Here is a 23,264-nt window from a genome sequence, read left to right as displayed (position 1 = left end):
CGCCGGCCGTCGTGCGGTTGGTGCGGTGAGCGAGCATCCCTGTCCGCATGCCGATCCATCAAGTAGCCTCCACAGCATGCGCATGACTTCCTCACCCGTCGTCGGTCGGGATGCCGAGCTCGCCCTGGCGGACGGTCTGCTGTCGGACGCCCGGCGGCACTGCGGCCGTGCGCTCTTCCTGTTGGGGGAGGCCGGGATCGGCAAGTCCCGGCTGGCCGGCGAGTGCGAGTCCAGGGCTGCCGCGCTGGGTCTGCCGGTGCTGCGCGGGCGCGGCAGTCCGAGCGGGTCGGGCACGCCGTTCCGGCCGCTGGCGGAGGCGCTCTCCTCCCGGTTCCGGATCGGCGGTCCGCCGACCGATCCGGCGCTCGCGCCCTACCGTCCGGCCCTGGCGAGGCTGATCCCGGAGTGGCGGCCCGCGACGGCCGTCGGCCATCCGGAGGGCGTGCTGGACCTCGCGGAGGCGCTGCTGCGGCTGCTGGCCGTGATCGGCCGGGAGCAGGGCTGCGTGCTGGTGCTGGAGGACCTGCACGACGTGGACTCCGAGACCGTCGCCGTGCTGGAGTACCTGGTCGACAACCTCGCCGGGCTGCCGGTGCTGCTGGTCGGCACGCTGCGGCCGCAGCCGGGTCCGGCGCTGGACCTGGTCGACGCGGCGGACCGGCGGCGGGCCGCCTCGGTGGCCACCCTGCGGCCGCTCAAGCCGGGGGCGGTGCGGGCGATCGCGGCCGGCTGCCTCGGGGTGCCGGGCGCCGGGGTGCCGGCCGAGCTGGTGGAGCGGCTGGTGGCCAGCGGGGACGGGAACCCGTACCTGGTCGAGGAGTTACTGGCCGAGATGGTCGGCTCCGGTCTGCTGCGCTGGGGCGGCGGCGGGGGGTGGCAGGTGGCGGGTGACCTGTCGACCACCGTTCCGGCCACCGTGGTGCGGGGCTACCGGCGGCGGATCGAGCTGCTGGAGCCCGGGGCCCAGGAGGCGGTGCTGCTGGCGGCGTCGCTGGGGGCCCGGTTCTCGGTGGCCACGCTGCAGTTGGTGACCGGGACGGCGGACCGCCTGCTGTTCGCCCAGTTGCGTTCGGCGGTCGAGGCGGGCCTGATCGTGCCCGATCCGGGGGCGCCGGACCGGTACGCCTTCCGGCACGCGCTGACCGCCGAGGCGGTGCTCGCCAGTCTCCCGCCGGCCGAGCGGGCCGCGATCGCCCGGCAGGCCGCGGTGGGCCTCCAGCGGGCGGACCCGGAGCTGACCGACGACCGCTGCCAGCTGGTCGCGGACCTGCGGATCGCGGCCGGCGACCTGGCGGACGCGGCCCTGCTGTACGCCGAGGCGGGGCGCCGGGCGCAGGCCGACGGCCTGTCGGGGACGGCCGTGGCGCTGCTCGGGCGGGCCCACGAGCTGGCCGACCCGTCGGCCCGGACGGGGATCGCCGAGTCGCTGCTGCACGCGCTGGCGGACGCCGGGCAGTTGGACCGGGCGCTGGCCCTGGTCGACTCGCTGGCGCCGGCCGGGGCGGCGGCGCTGGGCCCGGACGCCCGGATCGCCCTGCACACCCGGCTGGCCTGGGTGGCGGTGGCGGCCGAGCGGCGGGCCGACGCGGTCGGCCAGTTGGCGGCGGCCCGGGCCCTGCTGCAGGACGGCGGCACTCCCCAGCAGGGGGCCGCGCTCGCCGTGGTCGAGTGCGGGCTGGCCCTGCTGCCGGGGCAGGGCGGGTGCACGACGGAGGCCGAGCGCAAGGCCCGGGCGGCGGCGGAGGTCGCCGAGCAGACCAAGCTGCCGGTGGTGGCCTGCCAGGCCTGGCAGTTGCTGGCCCTGCTGGTCCGGGAGCGCGGCTTCGACGTGGCGGACGCCTGCCTGGAGCGGATGCTCGCGGTCGCCGAGACGCACACCCTGCCGCTGTGGCGGGTCGAGGCGCTGACCAGGCTGGGGGCGAACACCTACATGCGGACCGGTGACATCCGCCGGCTGGAGCAGGCGTGGGAGGCCGCGAACGAGCTGGGTGCGATCCAGCTGGCCCAGACCGCCGAGAGCGTGCTGGCGATGAACGCGGTGCTGCGGGGCGACCCGCGGCGGGCCGAGGAGATCCTGGCCCGCTGCCTGGGTGCCAGCGCCCGGATGGGCAACCTGGGCACCCGCCGGTACCTGCTGCTGGTGTCGGCGACCCTCGGCGCGCACCGGGGGCGCCGCCGGGAGATGGAGCGCGGCCTGCTGGCGTTCCGTCAGGCGGGGGGCGCGGAGTCGCAGTTGACGCCGGTGATGCTGGGCCTGTGCCGGGCCGTCTGCGCGCTGCTGGAGGAGGACCGGACGGCCGCCCGGGCCGAGCTGGCCGCCGCGGCGGCCTGGGAGGCCCTGCACCCGAACGTCTACTACCTGGCCGGCCGGTACGGGCTGAGTCCGCTGCTGGAGGTGCTGGCGGGCCGGGCGGAGCGCGCGGACTTCGCGGCCGTCGCGGCCAACCCGGCGGCCGGGCTGGCCTGGAACCGCCAGTTCCTGATGCTCGCGGACGCCGTGCTGCTCGGCCGGGAGGGCCTGGGCGAGCGGGCGGCCGGGCTGGTCGAGGACTTCCGCCGGCACGCCGTGATCTTCCCGACCGGCCACCACCTGGGCCTGCGCCTGGTCGCCGAGGCCGCCCTGGCCGACGGCTGGGGCGACCCGGCGTCCTGGCTGCAGGCCGCCGAGGAGTACTTCCACCAGTCGGAGGTGCCCGCCGTGGTGGGCGCCTGCCGGGCGATGCTGCGGCAGGCCGGGGTGACGGTGCCGCAGCGCCGCAGCGGCCGGGAGCTGATACCGGCGGAGCTGCGCGCGCAGGGCCTCACCCCGCGCGAGTACGAGGTGCTGGCCCTGCTCGCCGACCGGCCGGGCAACCAGGACATCGGCCGGCGGCTGTGCATCTCGCCGCGGACGGTCGAGAAGCACATCGCCAGCCTGCTGCAGAAGACCGGTCTAGCCGGCCGCGCCGCTCTGAGCCGGCTGTCGGCGGAGCTCGCCTCCGCCGACGGCTGAGGCCGCCGGCCCGGTCTCCCGGTACGGGCCGAACGGGTCCAGGTACAGGTCGAGCGGCGGCTCGGGTGCGAGGTAGAAGTGCCCGCCGGGCAGCGCCCGGTGCCGGAACGGCCCCCGGGTGAGCTCCTGCCACAGCTCGCCCTGGTGGTGCGTCACGTGCGGGTCGTCCGCCCCGCGCACCACCAGCAGTTCGCAGGCCAGCGGCGGGCCGGGGCGGTGCGCGTAGCGCTGGAACAGTTCGAAGTCGGCCCGCAGGTAGGGCAGGACGAGTTCGCGGACCCGGGGGTCGGCCATCAGTTCGGCGTCGGCCTGGCCCATGGCGACGATGCTGCGCACCGCCGAGTCGTCGTTCCAGACGGCGCCCTGCACCGAGACGTGGGCCGGGTCGTGCGGGGCGCGGGCCGCCGAGGCCACCAGGCGCCGCACCCCGCGGCCCTGTTCCTCCAGCAGCCGGGCCACCTCGTAGGCGACGATCGCGCCCATGCTGTGCCCGAACAGCGTGACGGGCCGGTCCAGTTCGGGCAGGACGGCGGCGCAGACCTCCTCGGCCATGGCGTGCAGGTCGTGGTGGCAGGGCTCCAGCAGCCGGTCGGCCCGGCCGGGGTACTGGACGCCGAGGACCTCGGTGTCGGTGCGGCCGCGCAGGGCCCAGCCGCGGTAGTAGTTGGCGGACCCGCCGGCGTGCGGCAGGCAGATCAGCCGCTGCGGGGCGTCGGGGCGGGGTTCCAGGATCCGGACGGTGCTCACGCGTCGACCTCCTGGCGGTGGGCCTGCACCAGGTCGTGCAGTTCGTCGAAGGAGCGCAGCCCGTAGACGTCGGCGAAGTCCAGCCGGACCCCGAAGGCGGCCGCGACCGACTCGATCAGCAGGATCAGGTCCAGCGAGGTCCCGCCGGAGTGGAAGAAGTCCTCGCCGCTCTCGGCGGGCGTGCCGGTCCGCTCCAGCCACAGCCGGGCCAGCTCCGACCGGGCGTCCGTCCCGGCGGCGGGTGCGGTCTGCGGTGCGGGGGTGGACGGCAGGGCCTTCAGGGCCTCCCGGTCGACCTTCCCGGAGGGCCTGAGCGGGAACTCGGCGACCACCACCAGTTCGTCGGGCACCAGGTGCTGCGGTGCCCGCTGCGCCAGCCGGGCCCGGACCGCCCGGGGGTCCGTCCCGGCGGCGGCGGTGCGGACGAAGGCGCGGACGTGCCGCTGGTGGCCGGTGCCGACCGCGGTGGCGACCACCTCCCGCACCTCCGGGTCGGCGGCCAGCAGGGCCTCCACCTCGGCGAGGTGGATCCGGTGGCCCCGGACCTTGATCTCGTCGTCCTCGCGGCCGCGGAACTCCACCGTCCCGTCGGCGCGCAGGACGGCCCGGTCGCCGGTGCGGTACATCCGGGCGCCCGGCAGGTCGGAGAACGGGTCCGGCAGGAAGCGCTGCTCGGTGGTGGTCGGGTCGCCCGCGTAGCCGAGGGCCAGCCGGTCGCCGCCGAGGTGGAGGTCGCCGACCTCGCCGGGCGGCAGCGGGCGCAGCCGGTCGTCCAGGACGTGGCAGGTGGTGCCGGCCACGCCCGGGCCGATCGGGACCGAACTTCCTTGCCGGTCCCAGCCGTTGAGCGGGAAGGCGGTGGAGATCACGGTGTTCTCGGTGGGCCCGTAGCAGTTCAGGAACTCCAGCTCCGGGAAGCGGTCCAGGATCCGCACCGCCTGTTCGCGCGGCATCACGTCGCCGCCGACCATCAGGCGGCGGAGCCGGCCCAGCGCGTCGGGGTGGTGGTCGGCCAGCAGGGCGAACACCGCGGGGGTGAGCACGGCGGTGGTGACCCGCTCGTCCTCGAGCAGTGCGGCCGTCTCGTGCAGGGACAGGGCCCGGCGCGGGGCGCAGAGCACCGAGGCGCCGACCAGCAGGGCCGACCAGATCTCGTACATCGCGGTGTCGAAGGTCAGCACCGTGTGCACCAGGAGGGTCTCGTCCGGGTCGCGGCGCAGCACGCCGGGGCGCAGGCAGAGCGCGGTGAGGGCGCCGTGCGGCACGGCGACGGCCTTGGGGGTGCCGGTGGAGCCGGAGGTGAAGATCACGTAGGCGGGCCGGTCCGGGTCCCCGGCGGGCAGCGGGTCGAGCGGGTCGGCCGGGCCGGCCTGGTCGATCAGTTCGTCGACGTGCCAGCCGTCCGCGCCGATGCCCTCCGGGACCCGGTGCTCCGCGGTGGTCAGCACCAGGGCGGCGCCGGCGATGGCGGTCATCCGGGCGGCGCGTTCCGGCGGGCAGTCGGGGTCGATCGGCACGAAGTGGCCGCCCGCCAGCAGGATGCCGAGCATGGCGGTCAGGGTGTCGCGGTCGCCGGTGCCGAGGACGCCGACCGCGTCGCCGGTGCCGACGCCCTTGGCGTGCAGGGCGCCGGCCAGCCGGAGTGCCCGGTCCCGCAGTTCGGCGTAGGTGGAGCTGCCGGTGCCGTCCCAGGCCGCCACCTTGTCGGGGTGCTCGGCCGCCCGCCGGCGGAACACCTCGTCGACGCACTCGTAGTGCTCCCGGCGGGGGTGGCCGGGCGGGGTCGCGCTACTCATCCGTTGCCTCCTTCTGCGACGGCGTCATGAGCCGTTCGACGAGCCGGGCGTGGTCGCCCATGGTGCGGGCCAGCAGCAGGTCCCGGAGCGGGACCTGCACCGTGAAGAGCTGTTCCAGCCGGCGGGCCAGCCGGATGGCGAGCAGCGAGTCGCCGCCGCTGGCGACGAACTCCGCGTCCTCGGTGAGGTCGGGGTGGCCGAGGAGTTCGCGCCAGGCGTCGGCCACCGCCGCGGCCGGGGAGGGCGGGGCGACGGCGGCCGCCGGAGGTTCCGGGGCCGGGGGCTCCGAAGCCGGGGCGGGGGTCTGCGGAGCCGGGGCGGGGGCGGTCGGCCAGTCCGTCTCCGGGGCGACGTGGCGCCCGCCGCCGAAGGTGGTGCCGGGCAGGTGCAGCCGGCGGCCGGCCGGGATCAGCGCGGACAGTTCGACGGGCTGGCCCTCGGCCCACAACCCGGCCAGCGCGAGGGCGAGTTCGTCCTCGGGCCGGGGGTCCTTCCCCGGTACCAGGGGGAGGCTCTCCAGCCCGGCGGCGGCCGCCATCCCGGCGAGGGCCTGGCCGGGTCCGACCTCCACGGCCAGCGCGCCGGGGTACAGCTCGCGCAGGGCGGCGATGCCCGCGCCGAAGCGCACCGTCCGGCGGACGCCCTCGGCGAGGGCGGTCAGCGGGACTTCGGTGCCGGCCGGCACCACCGTGCCGTCCAGGGTGGAGACGTGAGGCAGGGTGCTCCGGCCGCCGGTGCGGCCGGCCAGGTGGGCGCGCAGGGCCTCGGCGGCGGGTTCCATCGCGGCGGAGTGGAAGGCGTGCGAGGTGCGCAGGCGCCGGGCCGGGATCCGTCCGGCGAGCCGCTCCTCCAGGGCCCGGACGGAGGCGGCGGGGCCGCTCAGCACGCAGGAGCCCGGGCCGTTCACCGCCGCGACCTCCAGGCCGCTGGTCGCGGTCGGCGGTTCGGCCAGCAGGGCGCGGGCGTCGGCCTCGGAGCAGGAGAGCGCCAGCATCGCGCCGGGCGGGCAGGCCTGCATGCCGGCCGCCCGGACGGCGACCAGTTCGATCGCCGCCGCGAGGTCCAGGACCCCGGCCAGGCAGGCGGCCGTCACCTCGCCGAGGCTGTGCCCGGCCAGGGCGACCGGGCGCAGTCCGATCCCGTCCAGGGCGCGGACCGCGGCGTACTCCAGGGCGAACAGCGCGGGCTGGGCCAGTTCGGTGGCGCGCAGCAGTTCGGCGGGGAAGTCCGGGTCGCGCAGGGCCCGTCCGGCCTTCTCGGCCAGTCCGGCCGAGAAGGGCTCCATGGCGTCCAGGCAGCGGTCCAACTCGTCCTGGAATCCGGGGAGTTGTGCTTGGAAGGGCAGGGCCATGCCGGGGCGCTGGGCGCCCTGTCCGGGGAGCAGGAAGACCAGCGGGCGCGGGCCGCCCTGCGGCACCCGGCCGCGGACCCGCCGGGGGCCGGTGCGCAGGGCCGCGGCGAGTTCCGGGCCGGTCCGGCCGACCACCGCGAGCCGTTCGGCCAGCGGGGCCCGGCCGGCCCGCAGGGTGAAGGCGGCGTCGGCGGGGTCCGTTCCCGGTTCGGCCAGTGCTCCGGCGAGTCGGGCCGCGGTCGGCTCCAGGCTCTCCGGCCGGACCGCGGAGAGGGTGAGGACCGAGGTCCGCCCGGCCGGGGCCGCTGCCGCCGGGGCCTCCGCTGCCGGGGCTGCGGGGGCCTGCTCGACGATGACGTGCGCGTTCGTCCCGCCGATCCCGAAGGAGCTGACGCCGGCCCGGCGGGGCTCGGGGCCCTGCCAGGCGGAGGTCTCGGTGGGCACCCGCAGCGGCGAGTCGAGGTCCGCGAGCAGCGGGTTGAGGGTTTCGAAGTTGGCCACCGGCGGTACCTGGCCGTGCTTCAGGACCAGCAGGGCCTTGTACAGCGCGGCCAGTCCGGCGGCCGCGTCGAGGTGCCCGATGTTCGCCTTGAGCGCGCCCACCGGGATGCTGCCGGCCAGGCCGGCGCCGCGCAGGGCGGCGGAGAGCGCGGACCACTCGATCGGGTCGCCGACGTAGGTGCCGGTGCCGTGCGTCTCGACGTACCCGAGCGAGCCGGGCGCCACGTCGCCGGAGCGCAGCGCGGCCCGGATGACGGCGCTCTGCCCCTGCGGGGCGGGGGCGTTGAACCCGGCCTTCGCCGAGCCGTCGTTGTTGACGGCCGAGCCGAGGATGACGCCGTGGCAGGCGCTCCGCGTCCCGAGGTCCTCGAAGCGGCGCAGCACCACGGCGAGCACGCCCGAGCCGCCGACCGTGCCGGTCGCCCGGGCGTCGAAGGGGCGGCAGCGGCCGTCGGCGGACATGATGCCGCCGCGCAGGTGGGTGTGCCCGGCCTGCGGGAAGCCCACCGAGGCGGCCACCACCACGGCCTGGTCGCAGTCGCCGGCGTTCAGTGCCTGGACGGCCAGGTGGACGGCGACCAGCGAGGAGGAGCAGGCCGTCAGCACGTTGACCGCCGGGCCCTGCAGGCCGAGCCGGTAGGCGATCCGGCCGGCCATGAAGTCCCGGCCGGTGCCGACGTGCAGGGCGGCCAGGGTGTCGGCCGTGGCGGCCGGGTTGCCGAGGATCCGCGGCAGGTACTTGCTGCTGGAGGAGGAGGCGAAGACGGCGGTGCGCAGCCGGTCCGCGAGCGGGTTGCGGCCGGCGTCCTCGAGCGCCGCCCAGCTCGCCTCCAGCATCAGCCGGTGCTGCGGGTCGATGAGTTCGGCCTCGCGGGGGCTGATCCCGAACAGCTCGGCGTCGAACCGTTCGGCGTCCTCCAGCAGGCCCCGGACCGGGACGTAGGCCGGGTCGTCGAGCAGGTGGCGGGGCACGCCCCGGGCCGCGAGGTCGTCGGGGTCGAGGGTGCTGGTGAGCGCCTCGCCCGCGCAGAGCGCCGCCCACCACTTCGCCGGGTCGGCCGGGCCGGGGAGCCGGGCGTGCAGGCCGGTGACGGCGACGTCCAGGGAACGGTTCCTCACCTGCCGTCCTCCGTCCCGGCCGTCCGCCGGGAGCGGCCCGCGGCGAGCCGGAGCCGGCGCCGGTCGGTGCCGTCGGTGCCGTCGGTGCCGTCGGCCCCGCCGGGTTCGGCGGCCGCGGCCGGTGCCGGTGCCTCCGGTTGCGGCTCGGGGGTGCCGCCGGCGGCGGCGATCAGGGCGGCCTGGGCGTCGACGGTGGTGGCGGTGAACAGGTCGACGATCGGCACCCGGGTGTCCGCCCGGTCCTCGAGTTCCATCTGGAGCAGCGGCACCAGCAGCGAGTGGCCGCCCGCGTCGAAGAAGTTGACGTCCCCCGCGGCCGGCGCCTCGCCGAGCACGGCGGTCCAGACGGCCAGCACCAGGGCCCGCAGGTCCGGCCCGGTGGCCGCTCCGCTCGCCGGGGCGGTCCCGGGCGCGGCGGGCTCGGGGTCCGGCTCGGTGCGCGCTTCCGCGGCCCGCAGGGCTTCGCGGTCGACCTTGCCGTGCGGGGTGCGCGGCAGTTCCGGGACCGTCCGCAGCACGCCGGGCACCATGGCGGGCGGCAGGGTCTCGGCGAGGCGGGCCCGCAGTTCCCGGAGGTCCAGCCCGTCCTCGGCCACCAGGTGGGCGGTGAGGCTCGCGCCGCCGGGGGCGAGCAGCACGGCGGCGTCGGTGACGCCTTCGGCGGCGCGCAGGGCGGCTTCCACCGCGCCGAGTTCGACCCGGTGGCCGCGGACCTTGACCAGCTGGTCGCGGCGGCCCAGGTAGTGCAGGCCCCCGTCGGTGCCCCAGCGCACCCAGTCCCCGGTGCGGTAGGAGCGGGCGCCGGGCTCCGCGGCGTACGGGTCGGGGCGGAACGCGGCCTCGGTGGCCCCGGGCCGGCCGAGGTAGCCGCGGGCCACGGCGCGGCCGCCGACGTGCAGTTCGCCGGCGGTGCCGGGCGGCATCAGCCGTCCCTGCCGGTCCAGTACGTAGAGGCGGGCGCCGGGGACGGGGCCGCCGATGTCGACCGGGCCGGGTGCCTCGAAGCGGCGGAAGGTGCTCCACACGGTCGCCTCGGTCGGCCCGTACTCGTTGACCAGCGGGGTGGCCGGGAGCAGCGCGAAGTGCCGTTCCAGGAGGGCTTGCGGCAGGACCTCGCCGGCGGTGGTGACCACGTCGAGGGTGCCGAGCGCGGTGCGGTCGGCCCGTTCGGCCCGGTCGAGCATGCCGGCGTAGAGGGCGGGGACGGCCAGCAGGGCGGTGACGGCGTGGGTCTCGACCAAGCGCAGCAGGCTCTCCGGGTCGCGGACCTCCTCGTCCCGGGCGACCACCAGTCGGCCGCCGGAGGTGAGGGTGCCCCAGAGTCCGGCCGCCGAGGAGTCGAAGGAGAGCGGCGAGACCAGCAGGAAGGTGCGGTAGCCGCCGTAGGTGAGCAGCCGGGCGGTGGTGGAGGCGGCGAGGGCGCCGTGTCCGACCTCGACGCCCTTGGGTTCGCCGGTGGTGCCGGAGGTGTAGATGAGGTAGGCCGGGTCGTCGGGTCCGCTGCGGTGGGCGGTCCAGGCCGGGTCGGGGTGTTCCGCGGGGGCGTCGACGGGCAGCACGGTGGCCTGCGGGAGGCGTTCGCGCCAGGCGGCGTCGGCGAGCACGAACTCGGCTCCGGCGTCCGCGAGGACGGCGGCCAGCCGGGCGGTCGGGTGGCCGGGGTGCAGCGGCAGGTAGGCGCCGCCGGCCCGGAGCACGGCCAGTACGGCGACCACCGTCTCGGCCGAGGGTTCGGCCGGCACGGCCACCGGCGTCCCGGGGCGCACGCCCCGTGCGGTGAGCCGGGCGGCCAGGGCGTCGGCCCGGCCGAGCAGCTGTCCGTACGTCAGTTCGCTGCTGCCGCAGGTCACGGCGGGCCGGTCGGGGTCGGCGAGGGCGATCTGGGCGACGGTGTCGGACACGGCCCGGAAGCCGTCCGGCAGCGGGGTGCCGCGGCCGGCGGCCAGCAGGTCGGCGCGTTCCGCGGCGGAGAGCGGGTCGAGCGAGCCCACGGGGGCCGGGTCGTCGGCGGTGAGCGCGCCGAGCACGGCGGCGACGTGCCGGGTGAGCTGCTCGATCGGGGCGGGCCGGTAGCGGGCGGTGCGGTAGGTCGCCAGCAGGTCGGCGCAGTCGCCGTTGTCGCGCAGCACCAGGGTGAGGTCGTACTTGGAGGTGCGGGTGGGGAGTTCGAGGGGGGTGACCGTCAGCCCGGGCACGTCCCGGGGGGCTTCGCGGGCCTCGAAGTTGAACAGCACCTGGAAGACCGGGGTGCGGGTGACGTCCGGGGTGGTCTGGAGCCTGCGGACCACCTCCTCGAACGGGACCGAGCGGTGGGAGAAGGCCCGCAGCAGGCCGCGCTGCACGGCGCCGCAGAACGCCGGGCCGGGCTGCGCCGCGTCGACGTGCACCCGGACGGCGGCCGGGTTGACGAACATGCCGACGGTGTCGACGAATTCGGCGGACCGGGTGTCCATGGTCGAGCCGACCACCAGGTCGTCGGTGTCGGTGTAGCGGGCCAGGGTGAGCGCGAAGGCGCTGAGCCCGACCACCTGCGGGGTGGTGCGGTGCTGCCGGGCGTAGCGGCGGACCGCCGCCCAGGTCTGCTCGGACAGCGGCACCCGGACCACCGCGCCCGCCTTGTCGGCGGTCCGGGCGGCGGGTTCGAAGCCGAGCGGTTCGGCGCTCTGCGGGAGCCGCAGCTCCTCGACCCAGGCGTCGAACTGCTCGGGGGGCGGGCCGGCCGCGGCCTCCCGGGCGACGTGCTCCGGGTAGGGCCGGCCGGCCGGGGCGGGCTCCCGGCCCGCGTAGGCGGCGAACAGGTCGCGGGTGATCAGCGTCATGGAGCGGCCGTCCACCACCGCGTGGTGGGCGTTCAGCACCAGGACGTGGTCCTCGGGGCCGAGCACCAGCAGTTCCGCCTCGGCGAGCCGGCCGCCGACCAGGTCGAAGGGCCGGGTCACCACCCGTTCCAGCTCGGCGGGCAGGTCCTGCGGCGCGACCTCGCGGACCGCGAGCCCGAACTCCCCGGCCGGCCACTGGGCGCGCCGGGGCTCGTTGTCCACCTCGAACAGCCGCAGCCGCAGCTCCTCGTGGCGCTCCACGACGGCCCGCCAGGCCCGGGCGAGGGCCGCCCGGTCGAGCGGTCCGCGCAGCCGTCCGGCCCAGGGGGCGGTGTACTCGGCGCTCCCCGGTTCGAGGACGTGCGCCAGCCAGAGCCGCCTCTGTGCGGACGACAGTCCCCCGCCGGCCTCGGACACCTGCTCGGTCATCGACTTCCCCTCTCGTGCGTGTACGTGAACGTGGGCCGGAAGGCTTCCGGTATCGCCGCGGTGAGCCGGCCGAGGGCCGCGTGGTCGGGCACCCGCCCGTACAGCCGGCCGAGCCGGTCGGCGGCGCCGGCCCGCCAGTCGAGCGGCTGGCCGGGGCGGCCCCGGACGTCGACCAGGTCGACCCCGGGCAGGGCGCGCAGCCGGTCCAGCGGGCCGACCTCCAGCAGGCCGCGGGCGCCGGCCGGCGGCACCAGCGCGTACTGGTAGGTGACCTGGTCGAAGCCGGGGACGGCGGGCGCGGGCCGGCCGAGGGCGAGCAGCAGGGCGGCCTCGACCACGTCGTAGCCGGCGCCCCGGCGCAGCAGGTCGACGACCAGGCCGCCGACCCGGCCGTTGACCTCGATGACGCGCGGGCCGTCCGGGGTCAGTTTGACCTCGGTGTGCACGACGCCGTCCCGGACCCCGAGGGCCTCGACGGCGGCGTCCGCGAGGGCGCGGACCCGTTCGGCGGTCGGCGCGCGCAGGGTGTGCGGGACGAAGGACCCGCGTTCGCGGAACGGCTCCTCCAGCGGGAACTTGCCGGTGATGCAGAGCAGTTGGCGTGCCCCGTCGTGGACGGCGGTCTCCACCGAGACGTAGTCGCCCCAGTCGGGGCCGGCCTCCTGCGGCGCGCCGGTGAGCAGGCTCTCCACCAGGAGGACCGCCCCGGCCGGGGCGGTGCGGAAGAAGTCCGCCGCCAGCCGTTCGGCCTCCGCCGGGCCGTCGGCCCGGCGGACGGAGCGGCTGCCGGTGCCGGTGCGCGGTTTGAGCACCACGGGCGGGCCGACCCCGGCGGCGGCCGCGGCGGCCCCGGCGGGGTCGGTGACCGGCACGCAGCGGGTGGTGTCGACGCCGGCCGCGGCGAACAGCTGCCGCTGGAGCAGTTTGTCCGTCAGCCGCCGGGTGGTCCGCGGGCTGTGCCAGCGGGTCAGTCCGAGTGCGTCGGCGAGCTCGCCGGTCTCGGCGAGGCGGTGCTCGCTGAAGGTGAGCAGGCCGTCCGGTGCCCGGGCGGCCACCTCCTTCGCCGCCCCGGCCGCGGTGAGGCCGCTGACGTCGCAGAGCTCGAACCGGCCGCGCAGGCCGGGCAGCAGCTGGGCGACGTGGGCCGAGGACTGGTCGACCACCAGGAAGAGTTCGGCTCCGCAGGCGCGGGCCGCCGCGGCGATCTCGCCGGGCCCGGCGGCGCCGTCGTCGTAGACCACGCCGAGCCGCGGGCTACCGGATCTGCTGTGCATACCCCATCCATCCGTGCGTCGAAGCGGGTGGCCGCCCGGTGGCGGGCCGCCGGTCGGTGCCGCGGGGCGGCCGGGCGTTCCTGCGGGCCGCCGGTCAGTGCTGCGGGGCGGTCGGCCAGGAGCGTTCGGCGGTGAGGTAGAGCAGTTCGGAGCGGACGCCGCGCTGTCCGGCCAGGTCGCGCAGGATGACCTCCTGGCGCAGCTGTTCGGCCTCCGGGTCGAACCAGCAGCCGGTGAGGTGCTTGAGCCAGGGTTCGATGCCCAGCGCGTAGACGAAGATCTGCTGGGCGCCGAGCCGTTGGGCGAGCTGGTCGGCGGGCTCGGCGAAGGAGCCCTTGAGGCCGCGTTCGAGGCTGTGCTCGCGGGAGATCGGGGTGTCCAGCAGCGGGCCGTAGAGCCAGGTCAGCGGGGCGCCGACGCACTCCAGGCCGATGAACAGGGCGTCGACGGTGCCGATCTCCCGGGCCACCAGGTCGTAGAGGGTGGGGTCGATCGGCGAGGTGTCGGTGGCGAACAGGAAGCCGCGGCCGCCGAGCCGGACCATCGGCACCATCTTGGCGCGGATGTCGAGTTCGCCGTGCTCGCCGAGGAAGGGCAGCGCGGTGATGGTGGCCGGGCCGGCCTGCAGGCTCTGCATGTCGGCGAGTTCGACCACGTTGCGGAAGCCGAAGTGCTCCAGCATCGAGCGCAGGCCGATGTCGGCCAGGCTGCCGCCGGAGGACCGCGGGACCACGATGGTGCCGATCCGGCGCCGGAGCTGGAGCAGGGTCTCCAGCGAGAAGTGGTCGGAGTGGCCGTGGCTGAGCACCACGACGTCGATGGTCTCGGGCAGGTCGGCGATGGTGAAGTGGCCTTCGAAGCCGTCGCCGTCGTAGCCGAGGGTCGGGTCGGTGAGCACGGTGAAGCCGTCGTGGTCCAGCAGCACCGAGGCGTGGCCGAAGTACTGCATCCGCACCCCGCCGGTCCGGTTGGGCGCGTAGCGCCGGGGCTCCTGCTCGGTGAACAGGCGGCGGAAGCCCGCCCGGGCGTCCTCGTCCAGGCCGAACTTCGCCGCGAGCTCCTCCACGTCCACCGGTCGCAGCCGGGCCGCGAACAGTTCGTCCAGCAGCTCGGAGGCGAACGGCACCTGCAGGTCGGTGCGGCCGGGGGCGGGCAGGACCGGCGAGCTGTAGACGAAGGGCTGCGCCTGGTCGTGGCGCTCCAGCAGGGAGACGGTCTGGGCGTGCGGTTCGGTCGCCGGGGTGCGGTAGAGCAGGCTCTCGAAGAACCGCAGTCCGGCGTTGTTCGCGGTGTCGTAGACCAGTTCGGTGGTGCCGCGCAGGCTGGGCGGCAGGTCCTGGTAGAGCGGGGCGAGGGCGCGGCCGTCGCCGTTCTTGGCCAGGGTGGCCCGCATGGTGTCGATGTCCTCGGCCAGCCGGATCCGGGCCTCGCCCGCGGCCAGGGTGCGCTCCAGCAGGTCGGCGACGCCCTGCGGGCCGGCCGGGCCGGGGTCGATGAACGGGGCGCCGAACATGCTCGGGTCGGCCAGCGCGCGGGCGTGCTGCTGGGGGTTCTTCAGGTAGCCGCGCAGGGCCGGCAGGTGGCGCTTGACCAGGTTGAGCGCGCCGGTGTGCGGCGCGGCCACGAACGGCACCGCGTACCAGCGGTGGACCAGTGGCTGCACGACGGTGGCCGGCGAGAGGTAGGCGCGCATGCGGGGTCTCCATCCGTGCCGCGGAGGCACGTTCGAACGTGACGGTCGGGTGGCGGCGCCCACTCTGGCCCGGGGGCCGGGCCGGACGCATGGGGAGGCGGCTCCCAGATTCCGAACACCGGTCCGGACGGAATCTGGGGGCGCGGCCCCCATGTGCGGGGAGGGCGGCGCTGGGAGCGTTGCCGTGCCGCCCCACCCGACGAACGAGAGCGAGGGGACCCATGACCGCGGTCCACCGGCCCGCCACCGCCGTGATCGTGGATGGTTACTCCACGGGCGCCTTCCTCCCCCCGGCCTTCGCGGCCCTCGGGGTCGAGGTGGTGCACGTGCAGAGCACCCCCGAGCCGATGCTGACGATGCTGCAGCCGGACCCGGCCGCCTACCGGGAGCGCTACGTGCTCTCCGGCGAGGACGGGCTGCCGGGCACGGTGGCCGCGCTCGCCGCGCTGGAGCCGGTCGCGGTGCTGGCCGGCCAGGAGCCCGGGGTGCCGCTGGCGGACCGGCTGGGCGAGCTGCTCGGGCTGCCCGGCAACGGCTCGGCGCTGTCGGCCGCGCGCCGCGACAAGTACGAGATGATCGAGGCCCTGCGGGCCGCCGGGCTGCGCTGCGCCCGGCAGTCGAAGGGCGCCGACCCGGACGCGCTGGCGGCCTGGGCGCAGGCCGAGGGCGGGTTCCCGGCCGTCGTCAAGCCGCTCAGCTCGGCCTCCACCGACCACGTGTACGTCTGCCGGAGCGCCGCGGAGGTGGCGGCCGCGGCCCGCCGGGTGCTGGCCGCGACCGACATCTTCGGCAGCCGCAACACCGAGGCGCTGGTCCAGTCGTTCCTGGCGGGCACCGAGTACATCGTGGACACCGTCGGGGTGGGCGGCGCGCACTACGTGTGCGGGGTGTGGGAGTACGAGAAGACCGAGCTGCCCTCGGGCCGGCGGATCTACGACCGGGACGTGCTGCTGGACCCGCGGGCCGAGCCGGTGCCGGAGCTGGTCGCCTACGTGCTGGAGGTGCTGCGGGCGCTGGGCATCGAGCACGGCCCGGCGCACGCCGAGGTGATGCTGACCCCGCAGGGCCCGGCGCTGGTCGAGATCGGCGCCCGGCTGAACGGCAATATGAACCCGGGCTTCCACGACGCCTGCCTGGGCACCAACCAGGCCCACCTGACGGCGCTCGCGTACACCCGCCCGCAGGAGTTCCTGGACCGCTACGCCGGCCGGGTCTACACCAAGCACCGCGAGGCCGTGGTGCACAACACCCGCACCGAGCTGGACGGCGAGGTGGCCGCGGTCGACCAGGCGGCGGTCGACGAGATCGCCGCGCTGGAGACCGTCCACCTGGTCGGCGTCAAGCTCGCCCCGGGCAAGCGGCTGCGCCCCACCACGGACCTGCTGACCAGCCCGCTGCGGATCTTCATGACCGGCCCGGACGCGGAGTCGCTGCGGGCCGACCACCGGACCATCCAGACCCTGAAGGACGCGGTCTACCAGCTGGCCGAGACCCCGGCCGAGGCGTGACGACCCGCCCGCCGCAAGCCCCCCGAGGAGAGGTTAGCCACCCGATGGACACCGAACGACGGCCAACGGTCCTGCTGTTGGGCACCGACAAGTACGTGATGCAGGCCTGCGTGCGCCACGGCGTCGACGCCGTGGTGATCTGGGGCTCCACCGCCTACGACTACGGCATCGTCCCGGTCCCCGAGCAGTTCACGGTGCTCCGGGTCGACGACCAGAGCAGCGCCGAGGCCGTCCTGACCGCCCTGCACCGGGCCGGCCTGGCCGACCGGGAGTACGACGCGGTGCTGACCTCCGACGAGTGGGCCATGGTGACGGCCGGCCTGGTCGCCGAGCACCTCGGCTGCCGCGGCATCGACCCGGTCACCGCCGCGCACTTCCGCGACAAGTCGCTGCAGAAGCGCCGGATCGCCGCGGCCGGGCTGCGCACCGCCCGGGTCACGGTGATCGACGACGTCCACGACGTCTCGGCCGTCACCGAGCTGCCCTACCCGCGGGCGGTGCTCAAGCCGATCGCGGGCGCCGCCACCGCCCGCACCTCGGTGGTCGCCTCGCTGGCCGACCTGGAGCAGCGCAGCCGCCAGTACCGCAAGGAGAAGACCGCCCAGCGCACCTTCGCGCTCGAGGAGTTCGTCGAGGGCGACGAGTGGGTCGCGGACGGCGTGGTGTTCGAGGGCGAGATCGTCTTCCACGCGCTCGGCACCTACGGCGACCCGTGCCTGACCGTGGTCGAGCAGGGGCTGCCGCTGCGGCTGCGCCGCTTCGACCCGAAGTCCGAGTCCTGGGCGTACGAGCTCGGCGACCCGTTCGTCCGGCGCGCGATCGAGGCGCTCGGCCTGCGCAACGGCGCCTTCCACATGGAGCTGTTCCACCACCCGGAGCACGGGCTGGCGTTCGGCGAGTGCGCCTCCCGGCGCGGCGGGGCGCTGATCCACGAGGAGCTGCAGGCCAAGTTCAACGTCCACCTGGGCGCCGCGCAGCTGTTCGCCGCGCTCGGCCGCCGGCCCGAACTGAACGTGGTGGTGCGGCCGGAGACCATCGGCGGGACGTACCTGCCGGGCCGGCCGGGCACCCTGATCAGCTGCCCCTCGCCGGCCGAGCTGCGGGCCCAGCCCGGCGTGGAGTTCGCCCGGGTGGAGTTCCCGTTCGGCGGCCAGTTCGCCGACGGCCTGGGCTCCACCAACCAGAAGCTCGGCCAGGTGCTGGTCGCCGCCGACTCGGAGGACGAACTGCAGGCCCGGCTGGCCGAGTTGCGCGCCTGGTTCGCCGAGCGCACGGTGGTCGCCCCGTACGGCGGCTCGATCCGCGAGCTGCGCGCCTGGCAGCGCGAGACCTGGCCGGAGCAGGACTACCGGGACGCCCTGTGGGACTGACCGGGAACGCCCGGGCCGTCGACGGGGACGCGGCCGTCGGCGAGGGCTCGGCCGTCGAGGACGACGTCCCGGCCGCCGGGGGGCCCGCGGCCGGGGGACGGTGGCAGCGGGGCCCGCTGGCCCGGCTGCTGCCGGAGACCGCGGAGCAGCGCGCGCTGGCGGCCGGGAGCTTCGTGAACTCGCTGGGCGCCGGGATGTTCATGACCAGCAGCGTGCTGTACTTCACCCGGATCGTCGGCCTGCCGATGGCCCAGGTCGCCACCGGGCTGTTCTGCGGGGCGATGGCCGGGCTGGCGGCCGGGCTGGTCGCCGGGCGGATCGCCGACCGGTGGGGGGCCCGGGAGACCCAGATCGCGGTGATGCTGGTCGGGGCCGCCACGGTGGCCTGCTACCTGGTGGTGCGCACCTTCTGGCCGTACCTGCTGGTCTCGGTGCTGCTCGGCGTGGTCTTCGCGGCCGGCAAGTCCAGCCAGGCGCCGCTGGTGCGCAGCTTCGGCGGGGAGAACCCGACGGTCTTCCGGGCCTACCTGCGCTCCTCGACCAACCTGGCGATCGCGCTGGGCGCGCTGATCGCCGGGATCGGCATCCAGCTCGACTCCGCCCCGGCGTACCTGTGCCTGGTCGGCGGCCGGGCGGTGGGCTTCGCGGGCAGCGCGCTCGCGCTGCTGCGGCTGCCCCGGCCGGCCCCGCTGCCGGTGCCCGGCGGCCGGCGCCGCTGGGAGGCGCTGCGGGACCGCCCCTACCTGACCGCGACGGTGCTCAACTCGCTGATGTCGCTGCACTACGCGGTGCCGACCTTCCTGCTGCCGCTGTGGGTCGTCGACCACACCGCGGCGCCGCGCTGGATGGTCTCCGGCGCGCTGCTGCTCAACACGGTGCTGGTGATCGGCCTCCAGGTGCGGGTCAGCCGCGGGGTGGACGACACCGGGGCGGCGGGCACCCGGATGCGGTACGCCGGGGCCGCGGTGCTGGCCGGGCTGGTCATGATGGCCGGCGCGAGCGGCCGTTCCGCCTGGGTGGCGGTGGCGCTGCTGCTGGCCGCGGTCGCCGTCTACACCTTCGGCGAGCTGTGGCACGCCGCGGCCTCCATGGAGTACTCCTTCGGCCTCGCCGCCCCGCACGCCCAGGGCGAGTACTCCGGGGTCTTCGGCCTCGGCGCGGGCGTCGCCGAGGCGCTGGCCCCCGCCGTGCTCGGCGCGCTCGCGCTGACCTGGGGCCCGCCCGGCTTCCTCGCCCTCGGCCTGGGCTTCCTGGCCGTCGGCGCGGGCTGCCGGCCGCTCATCGCCCGTTCCTTGCGCAAGGCCGCCGAGGCGGCGGCCCCGACCACCAGAGAGGCGTGACCGGAGATGACGACCGTGACCGAACCGCAGTCGCTCGGCCAGGACATGCTGGAGCTCGTCCCGGGCCTGCAGTTCGACCACCAGGAGATCCTGCGGGCCTACCAGCAGGTCGTGGACCGGGTGCCGGTCACCGACCCGGAGCACCCCGAGCACCGGCTGCGCCGCCTCGGCCTGACCCACCGGGCCGGTGCGGCCGACCCCTGGCACGACGCCGGCACCGGCCAGTTCGACCAGAAGACCGGCGAGAAGCACTTCGAGGAGTCCGAGTTCGCGTTCTTCAACGAGGAGTTGAAGGACACCTACTTCCACCACCTGTACCAGAGCCTGCCGTTCCGGATCGGCCGGATGCGCCTGGTGCCGCTGCACCCGGGCGAGATCTACCACATGCACACCGACGCCTCCCGGGTGGCGCACGTGGCGATCGTCAGCAACGAGGACAGCCGGCTGCTGTTCCGCACCGGCCACACCTACCACGTGCCGACCGACGGCCGGGTGCACCTGCTGAACACCAGGCTGCACCACTCCGCGTACAACGCGGGCGGCACCACCCGGATCCACCTGACCATGACCAAGGTCGAGTGAGCGCCCCCGCCCTCCCCTTCCGTCCCACCCCACCGATCAGCAGGGAGTCCGCATGACCGCCCAGGAGCCGACCGCGCAGGGCCGCCGCCCGGTCGTGGTGCTCGTCGACGGCTACACCACCGGCAACTACCTGCCGCCGGCCTTCGCCCGCAAGGGCGCGGACGTCGTCCACGTGCAGAGCACCCCCGAGTTGATGACCACGATGCTCGCCCCGGACCTCGGCGCCTACCTGGCGAACCTGGTCTGCGACTCCCCCGAGGAGACCGCCCGGCAGCTGGCCGCGTACCGGCCGGTGGCCGTGGTGGCCGGCCAGGAGCCCGGGGTGCCGCTGGCCGACCGGCTCTCCGAGCTGCTCGGGCTGCCCACCAACGGCAGCGCGCAGTCGGCCGCCCGCCGGGACAAGTACGAGATGATCGAGGCGCTGCGGCGGGCCGGGGTCCGCTGCGCCGAGCAGTTCAGGAGCGGCCGCCCCGAGGAGCTGGCCGAGTGGGCCGAGCGGCGCGGCGAGTACCCCGTGGTGGTGAAGCCGCTGACCTCGGCGGCCGCCGACGGCGTGGCGATCTGCCGGGACGCGGCCGAGGTCCGCAAGGCCGCCGAGGCGGTGCTCGCCACCCGCACCGTCTTCGACGAGCCGAACCTCGAAGTCCTCGTCCAGTCCTACCTGGTGGGCGAGGAGTACGTGGTCGACACGGTCTCCTGCGAGGGCCGGCGCTACACCTGCGGGGTCTGGCAGTACCGCAAGAAGCTGATCGGCACCCACAACATCTACGACTACGAGCTGGTCCTGGACCACCAGGACCCGCGGGTGGCCGAGCTGATCGCCTACATGGACACCGCGCTGCGGGCGCTCGGCATCGTCTTCGGGCCCACCCACGCCGAGGTGATCATCACCGCCGACGGCCCGGCCCTGGTCGAGGTCGGCGCCCGGCTGGCCGGCGGGATGAACCCCGCGTACCACGACGAGTGCCTCGGGGCGAACCAGGCCGACCTGACCGCGCTGGCCGCCGTCCGCCCGGCGGAGTTCCTGGAGCGGTACGCGGACCGGAACTTCCGCAAGCTGCGGGAGACCTGGCTCTACACCACGCCCACCGAGCTCGACGGCGTGGTGGACGGCTACGACCAGGACGTGCTGGCCGAGATCGAGGGCCTGGAGACCGTCCGGGGCCTCAACGTGAAGATCAAGGAGGGCGGCCGGATCCGGCCGACCGTCGACCTCTACACCAGCAGCCTGCGGATCTTCATGGCAGGCGACTCCGCCGCCCAGGTCGAGCGCGACTACCTGCACATCCAGCGGATCAAGGACCAGGTCTTCCGACTGCGCTGACCCCACGCCAACCCCTCACCACCACGCGGGAGTTCTCCAGCATGACCACCACCGAAGGCACTCCGCCGCAGCTGCTCCTGGTCGGCGGCGCCGCGCCCAACCCGCTCAGCGTCGACGTGGCCGTGCAGGCCCTGGCCCAGGCCCGGGCCCGCGGCCTGCGCACCCACGTCACCAACCAGGAGGCCACCGTGGCCGCCACCCCGGAGGTGTCCGGGGCCGCCGACGCGGCGAGCGCGGTCGACTTCGAGGACCCGGCGGGCAGCGCGAAGTGGGCGGCGGCCCGGCGCGCGGAGGGCGAGCGCTTCGACGTGGCGCTCGCGGTCCGCGAGATGGCCCAGGTCGCGGCGGCCGAGGTCGCCGCCGAGCTCGGCGCCCCCGGCAACCCGCCGGAGGCGGTCCGCCGGATCCGCACCAAGGACGCCTGCCGGGCCGCGCTGGCCGCGGCCGGCTTCCCGCAGCCCGCCGTGCGGCTGTGCGCCGACGAGGCCGGGGCCCGGGTCTTCCTCGCGCAGAGCACCGGCCCGTGGGTGGTCAAGCCCCGGGACGCGATGGGCAGCCAGGGCGTCAGCCGGGTGGACGGCCCGGACGGCCTGGCGGCCGCGATCGGGCTGCTGCCGAACCGGAACCCGTTCCTGGTCGAGGAGTTCGTGGACGGCCCGGAGTTCAGCGTGGAGGGCCTGTTCCTCGGCGGGGAGCCCACCGTGCTGGCGGTGACCGCGAAGGAGAAGCTCCCGCCGCCGTTCTTCGTCGAGGTCGCCCACGTGCTGCCCGCCGCGCTGCCGGAGGCGGACCGGGCCGAGATCGACCGGCAGGTGCGGGCCGCACTGACCGCGCTCGGCCTGCGGTTCGGCGCCTTCCACGTCGAACTCTGGCTCACCGCCCGGGGCGTGGTCCTCGGCGAGGTGCACGGCCGGATCGGCGGCGGCTGGATCCACACCATGCTGCCGCACGTCTTCCCCGGCCTGGAGTTCTTCGGCCACATCCTGGACGACGCGCTCGGCCGCCCGGTCGAACTGCCGGCCGCCGCCCCCCGGGCCGCCGCCAGCCGCTTCCTCGCGCCCGGGCCCGGGCGGCTGGTCGCGGTCGAGGGCTGGGACGAGGTGCTGGCGCACCCCGGCCTGCTGTACGCCGAACTGACCGTGCGACCCGGCGACGTGATCAACCCGTTCCGCTCCGGGCAGGACCGGGTGGGCGCGGTCGTGGTCGGCGCGGACAGCCCGGCCGCGGCCGAGCGGCTGGCCCGGGAGCTGGCCGACTCGGTCCGCTTCGTCACCGAGGAGCCGTCCGGCGCGGAGCCGTCCGGCGCGGAGTCCGCTGAGGAGGCCGGGGCATGACCGGCACCACCACCGGCACCGGCCGCGTCGGCCTGCAGGCCGACGTGGCGGTGGTCCCGCACCGGCTGGACCGCCCGTTCCGGATCTCGCACATGACCATCGCCACCGTCGACCGGGTCCGGCTCCGGCTGATCGGCTCCTGCGGCCGGGTCCGCGGCGAGGGCGAGATCGCCGCGGACCTCGGCTACGGCCAGGACGGCCCGGCCATCGCGGCCGAAGCCCGGCTGCTGGCGGGCGAGTTGACCCGGGCGAGCGGCACCGAGGCGCCCGACCGGCTCGGCGAGCTGCTGGCCGGCGCGGCCGCGGAGTTCAGCGCCCCGGCCCGGATGCTGGTCGAGATGGCCTTCCTGGACCGGGCCGCCCGGACCGCCGGGCTGCCGGTCTGGCGGCTGCTCGACCTGCCCGAGCCCGGACCGGTCCGGCTGCTGCACACCGTCCCGATCGACGAGGAGATCCCGGCGGCCGTCCGGCCGGTGAAGATCAAGCTCGGCGGCCCGCGGGACCGGGAGGTGCTGCGCGGCCTGGTCGGCGTGGCCGGCCCGGTGGTGCTGGACGTCAACCGGGGCTGGGGGCGCGCCGAGTGGGAGGAGGTGCGCCCGCTGCTGCAGCAGGTCGCGCCCGCCGTCCTGGAGGACCCGGTGCGCGACGACGCGCTGCTCCCGGAGGTGCGGGCCGCGCTGCCCGGCACCACCGTCCTGCTGGACGAGGGCATCGACAGCCGGGCCGCGGTGGAGCGGGCCGCCCGCACCGCCGACGGCGCCAACGTCAAGCTGATGCGCTTCGGCGGCCTGCTGCCCGGCCTGGACGCGCTGCGCCACCTCGCCGACCGGGGCACCGCCCGGATGCTCGGCTGCTTCCTGGAGCCGCCCCGGTCGATCGCCTACGCGGCGCAGCTGGCCGGCCTGTGCGACTGGACCGACCTGGACGGGCACTTCTGGCTCTGCGACGACCCGCCGGTGCTCGGCTACCGCCTGGACAGCTCCCGCCCCGGCATCCCCGCCATCCGGTACTGACGCCGCCCCGCGCCGCCCACCGCACCCGCACCCGCACCCGGAGCACTCGCCACCCACGAGGAGTCAGCGCAC

At 75.9% G+C, this 23,264-nt stretch carries 14 protein-coding genes; 8 read left to right on the top strand and 6 right to left on the bottom strand.

The features are described from left to right. Nucleotides 1-76: 76 nt before the first annotated feature. On the top strand, nucleotides 77-2,992 hold the full coding sequence (locus tag EDD39_RS34685) for a helix-turn-helix transcriptional regulator (RefSeq protein WP_123563581.1): 2,916 nt from the start codon (nucleotides 77-79) through the stop codon (nucleotides 2,990-2,992). Here the strand turns inward: EDD39_RS34685 and EDD39_RS34680 are convergent. The 6 genes from EDD39_RS34680 to EDD39_RS34655 form a co-directional block, all read right to left on the bottom strand. Then, nucleotides 2,933-3,739: a thioesterase II family protein gene (locus tag EDD39_RS34680; RefSeq protein WP_123563580.1), complete on the bottom strand. Its 807-nt coding sequence runs from the start codon at nucleotides 3,737-3,739 to the stop codon at nucleotides 2,933-2,935. The two genes, EDD39_RS34685 and EDD39_RS34680, sit on opposite strands and share 60 nt — an antisense overlap. Next, entirely contained in the window at nucleotides 3,736-5,535 is a 1,800-nt protein-coding gene (locus tag EDD39_RS34675; RefSeq protein WP_123563579.1) for a non-ribosomal peptide synthetase, read from the bottom strand. The genes EDD39_RS34680 and EDD39_RS34675 overlap by 4 nt, the downstream gene beginning before the upstream one ends. Next, a complete protein-coding gene (locus EDD39_RS34670; protein ID WP_123563578.1) occupies nucleotides 5,528-8,506 on the bottom strand; it encodes a type I polyketide synthase in 2,979 nt (992 codons plus the stop codon). The genes EDD39_RS34675 and EDD39_RS34670 overlap by 8 nt, the downstream gene beginning before the upstream one ends. Continuing rightward, nucleotides 8,503-11,754 carry a non-ribosomal peptide synthetase gene (locus EDD39_RS34665; RefSeq protein ID WP_123563577.1) on the bottom strand — a complete coding sequence of 1,084 codons (3,252 nt, stop codon included), beginning with the start codon at nucleotides 11,752-11,754 and terminating at the stop codon, nucleotides 8,503-8,505. Before EDD39_RS34665 ends, EDD39_RS34670 begins: the two co-directional genes overlap by 4 nt. Beyond that, nucleotides 11,751-13,028, bottom strand: coding sequence for an ATP-grasp domain-containing protein (locus EDD39_RS34660; protein ID WP_123563576.1), 1,278 nt, complete (start codon nucleotides 13,026-13,028; stop codon nucleotides 11,751-11,753). Before EDD39_RS34660 ends, EDD39_RS34665 begins: the two co-directional genes overlap by 4 nt. Before the next feature lie 94 nt (nucleotides 13,029-13,122). Continuing rightward, entirely contained in the window at nucleotides 13,123-14,721 is a 1,599-nt protein-coding gene (locus EDD39_RS34655) for an MBL fold metallo-hydrolase (protein ID WP_123563575.1), read from the bottom strand. A 221-nt stretch (nucleotides 14,722-14,942) separates the two neighbouring features. Between EDD39_RS34655 and EDD39_RS34650 the strand changes: the two genes are divergently transcribed. From EDD39_RS34650 to EDD39_RS34620, 7 genes are read left to right on the top strand one after another with little or no spacing between them, the layout of a single operon-like run. Next, entirely contained in the window at nucleotides 14,943-16,229 is a 1,287-nt protein-coding gene (locus EDD39_RS34650) for an ATP-grasp domain-containing protein (protein WP_123563574.1), read from the top strand. Nucleotides 16,230-16,273: 44 nt separating this feature from the next. Further along, nucleotides 16,274-17,599 (top strand): ATP-grasp domain-containing protein, encoded by a 1,326-nt coding sequence (locus tag EDD39_RS34645; RefSeq protein WP_123563573.1) that lies wholly within the window; start codon nucleotides 16,274-16,276, stop codon nucleotides 17,597-17,599. Further along, nucleotides 17,590-18,939 carry an MFS transporter gene (locus tag EDD39_RS34640; RefSeq protein ID WP_123563572.1) on the top strand — a complete coding sequence of 450 codons (1,350 nt, stop codon included), beginning with the start codon at nucleotides 17,590-17,592 and terminating at the stop codon, nucleotides 18,937-18,939. Before EDD39_RS34645 ends, EDD39_RS34640 begins: the two co-directional genes overlap by 10 nt. A gap of 6 nt (nucleotides 18,940-18,945) precedes the next feature. After that, the gene (locus EDD39_RS34635; protein WP_148089584.1) at nucleotides 18,946-19,521 is read left to right on the top strand and encodes a hypothetical protein; all 576 of its coding nucleotides are present in this window, start codon (nucleotides 18,946-18,948) and stop codon (nucleotides 19,519-19,521) included. Nucleotides 19,522-19,573: 52 nt separating this feature from the next. Then, a complete protein-coding gene (locus EDD39_RS34630; RefSeq protein WP_123563570.1) occupies nucleotides 19,574-20,845 on the top strand; it encodes an ATP-grasp domain-containing protein in 1,272 nt (423 codons plus the stop codon). A gap of 41 nt (nucleotides 20,846-20,886) precedes the next feature. After that, nucleotides 20,887-22,179, top strand: a complete 1,293-nt coding sequence (locus tag EDD39_RS34625) for an ATP-grasp domain-containing protein (protein WP_123563569.1) — start codon at nucleotides 20,887-20,889, stop codon at nucleotides 22,177-22,179. Then, entirely contained in the window at nucleotides 22,176-23,192 is a 1,017-nt protein-coding gene (locus EDD39_RS34620) for an enolase C-terminal domain-like protein (RefSeq protein WP_123563568.1), read from the top strand. The genes EDD39_RS34625 and EDD39_RS34620 overlap by 4 nt, the downstream gene beginning before the upstream one ends. Nucleotides 23,193-23,264: the final 72 nt, after the last annotated feature.

The sequence above is a fragment of the Kitasatospora cineracea genome (genome assembly GCF_003751605.1).
GTDB classification, from domain to species: domain Bacteria; phylum Actinomycetota; class Actinomycetes; order Streptomycetales; family Streptomycetaceae; genus Kitasatospora; species Kitasatospora cineracea.
The sequence above is the reverse complement of the archived record's forward strand: the minus strand, read 5'-3'. Positions and strand labels throughout refer to the sequence as shown.

Excerpts from the sequence above, each read along its gene's own strand:
- EDD39_RS34685 (WP_123563581.1), top strand. The coding sequence starts at position 77 with ATGCGCATGACTTCCTCACCCGTCGTCGGTCGGGATGCCGAGCTCGCC.
- EDD39_RS34675 (WP_123563579.1), bottom strand. The coding sequence starts at position 5,535 with ATGAGTAGCGCGACCCCGCCCGGCCACCCCCGCCGGGAGCACTACGAG.
- EDD39_RS34665 (WP_123563577.1), bottom strand. The coding sequence starts at position 11,754 with ATGACCGAGCAGGTGTCCGAGGCCGGCGGGGGACTGTCGTCCGCACAG.
- EDD39_RS34660 (WP_123563576.1), bottom strand. The coding sequence starts at position 13,028 with ATGCACAGCAGATCCGGTAGCCCGCGGCTCGGCGTGGTCTACGACGAC.
- EDD39_RS34655 (WP_123563575.1), bottom strand. The coding sequence starts at position 14,721 with ATGCGCGCCTACCTCTCGCCGGCCACCGTCGTGCAGCCACTGGTCCAC.
- EDD39_RS34650 (WP_123563574.1), top strand. The coding sequence starts at position 14,943 with ATGACCGCGGTCCACCGGCCCGCCACCGCCGTGATCGTGGATGGTTAC.
- EDD39_RS34645 (WP_123563573.1), top strand. The coding sequence starts at position 16,274 with ATGGACACCGAACGACGGCCAACGGTCCTGCTGTTGGGCACCGACAAG.
- EDD39_RS34635 (WP_148089584.1), top strand. The coding sequence starts at position 18,946 with ATGACGACCGTGACCGAACCGCAGTCGCTCGGCCAGGACATGCTGGAG.
- EDD39_RS34630 (WP_123563570.1), top strand. The coding sequence starts at position 19,574 with ATGACCGCCCAGGAGCCGACCGCGCAGGGCCGCCGCCCGGTCGTGGTG.
- EDD39_RS34625 (WP_123563569.1), top strand. The coding sequence starts at position 20,887 with ATGACCACCACCGAAGGCACTCCGCCGCAGCTGCTCCTGGTCGGCGGC.
- EDD39_RS34620 (WP_123563568.1), top strand. The coding sequence starts at position 22,176 with ATGACCGGCACCACCACCGGCACCGGCCGCGTCGGCCTGCAGGCCGAC.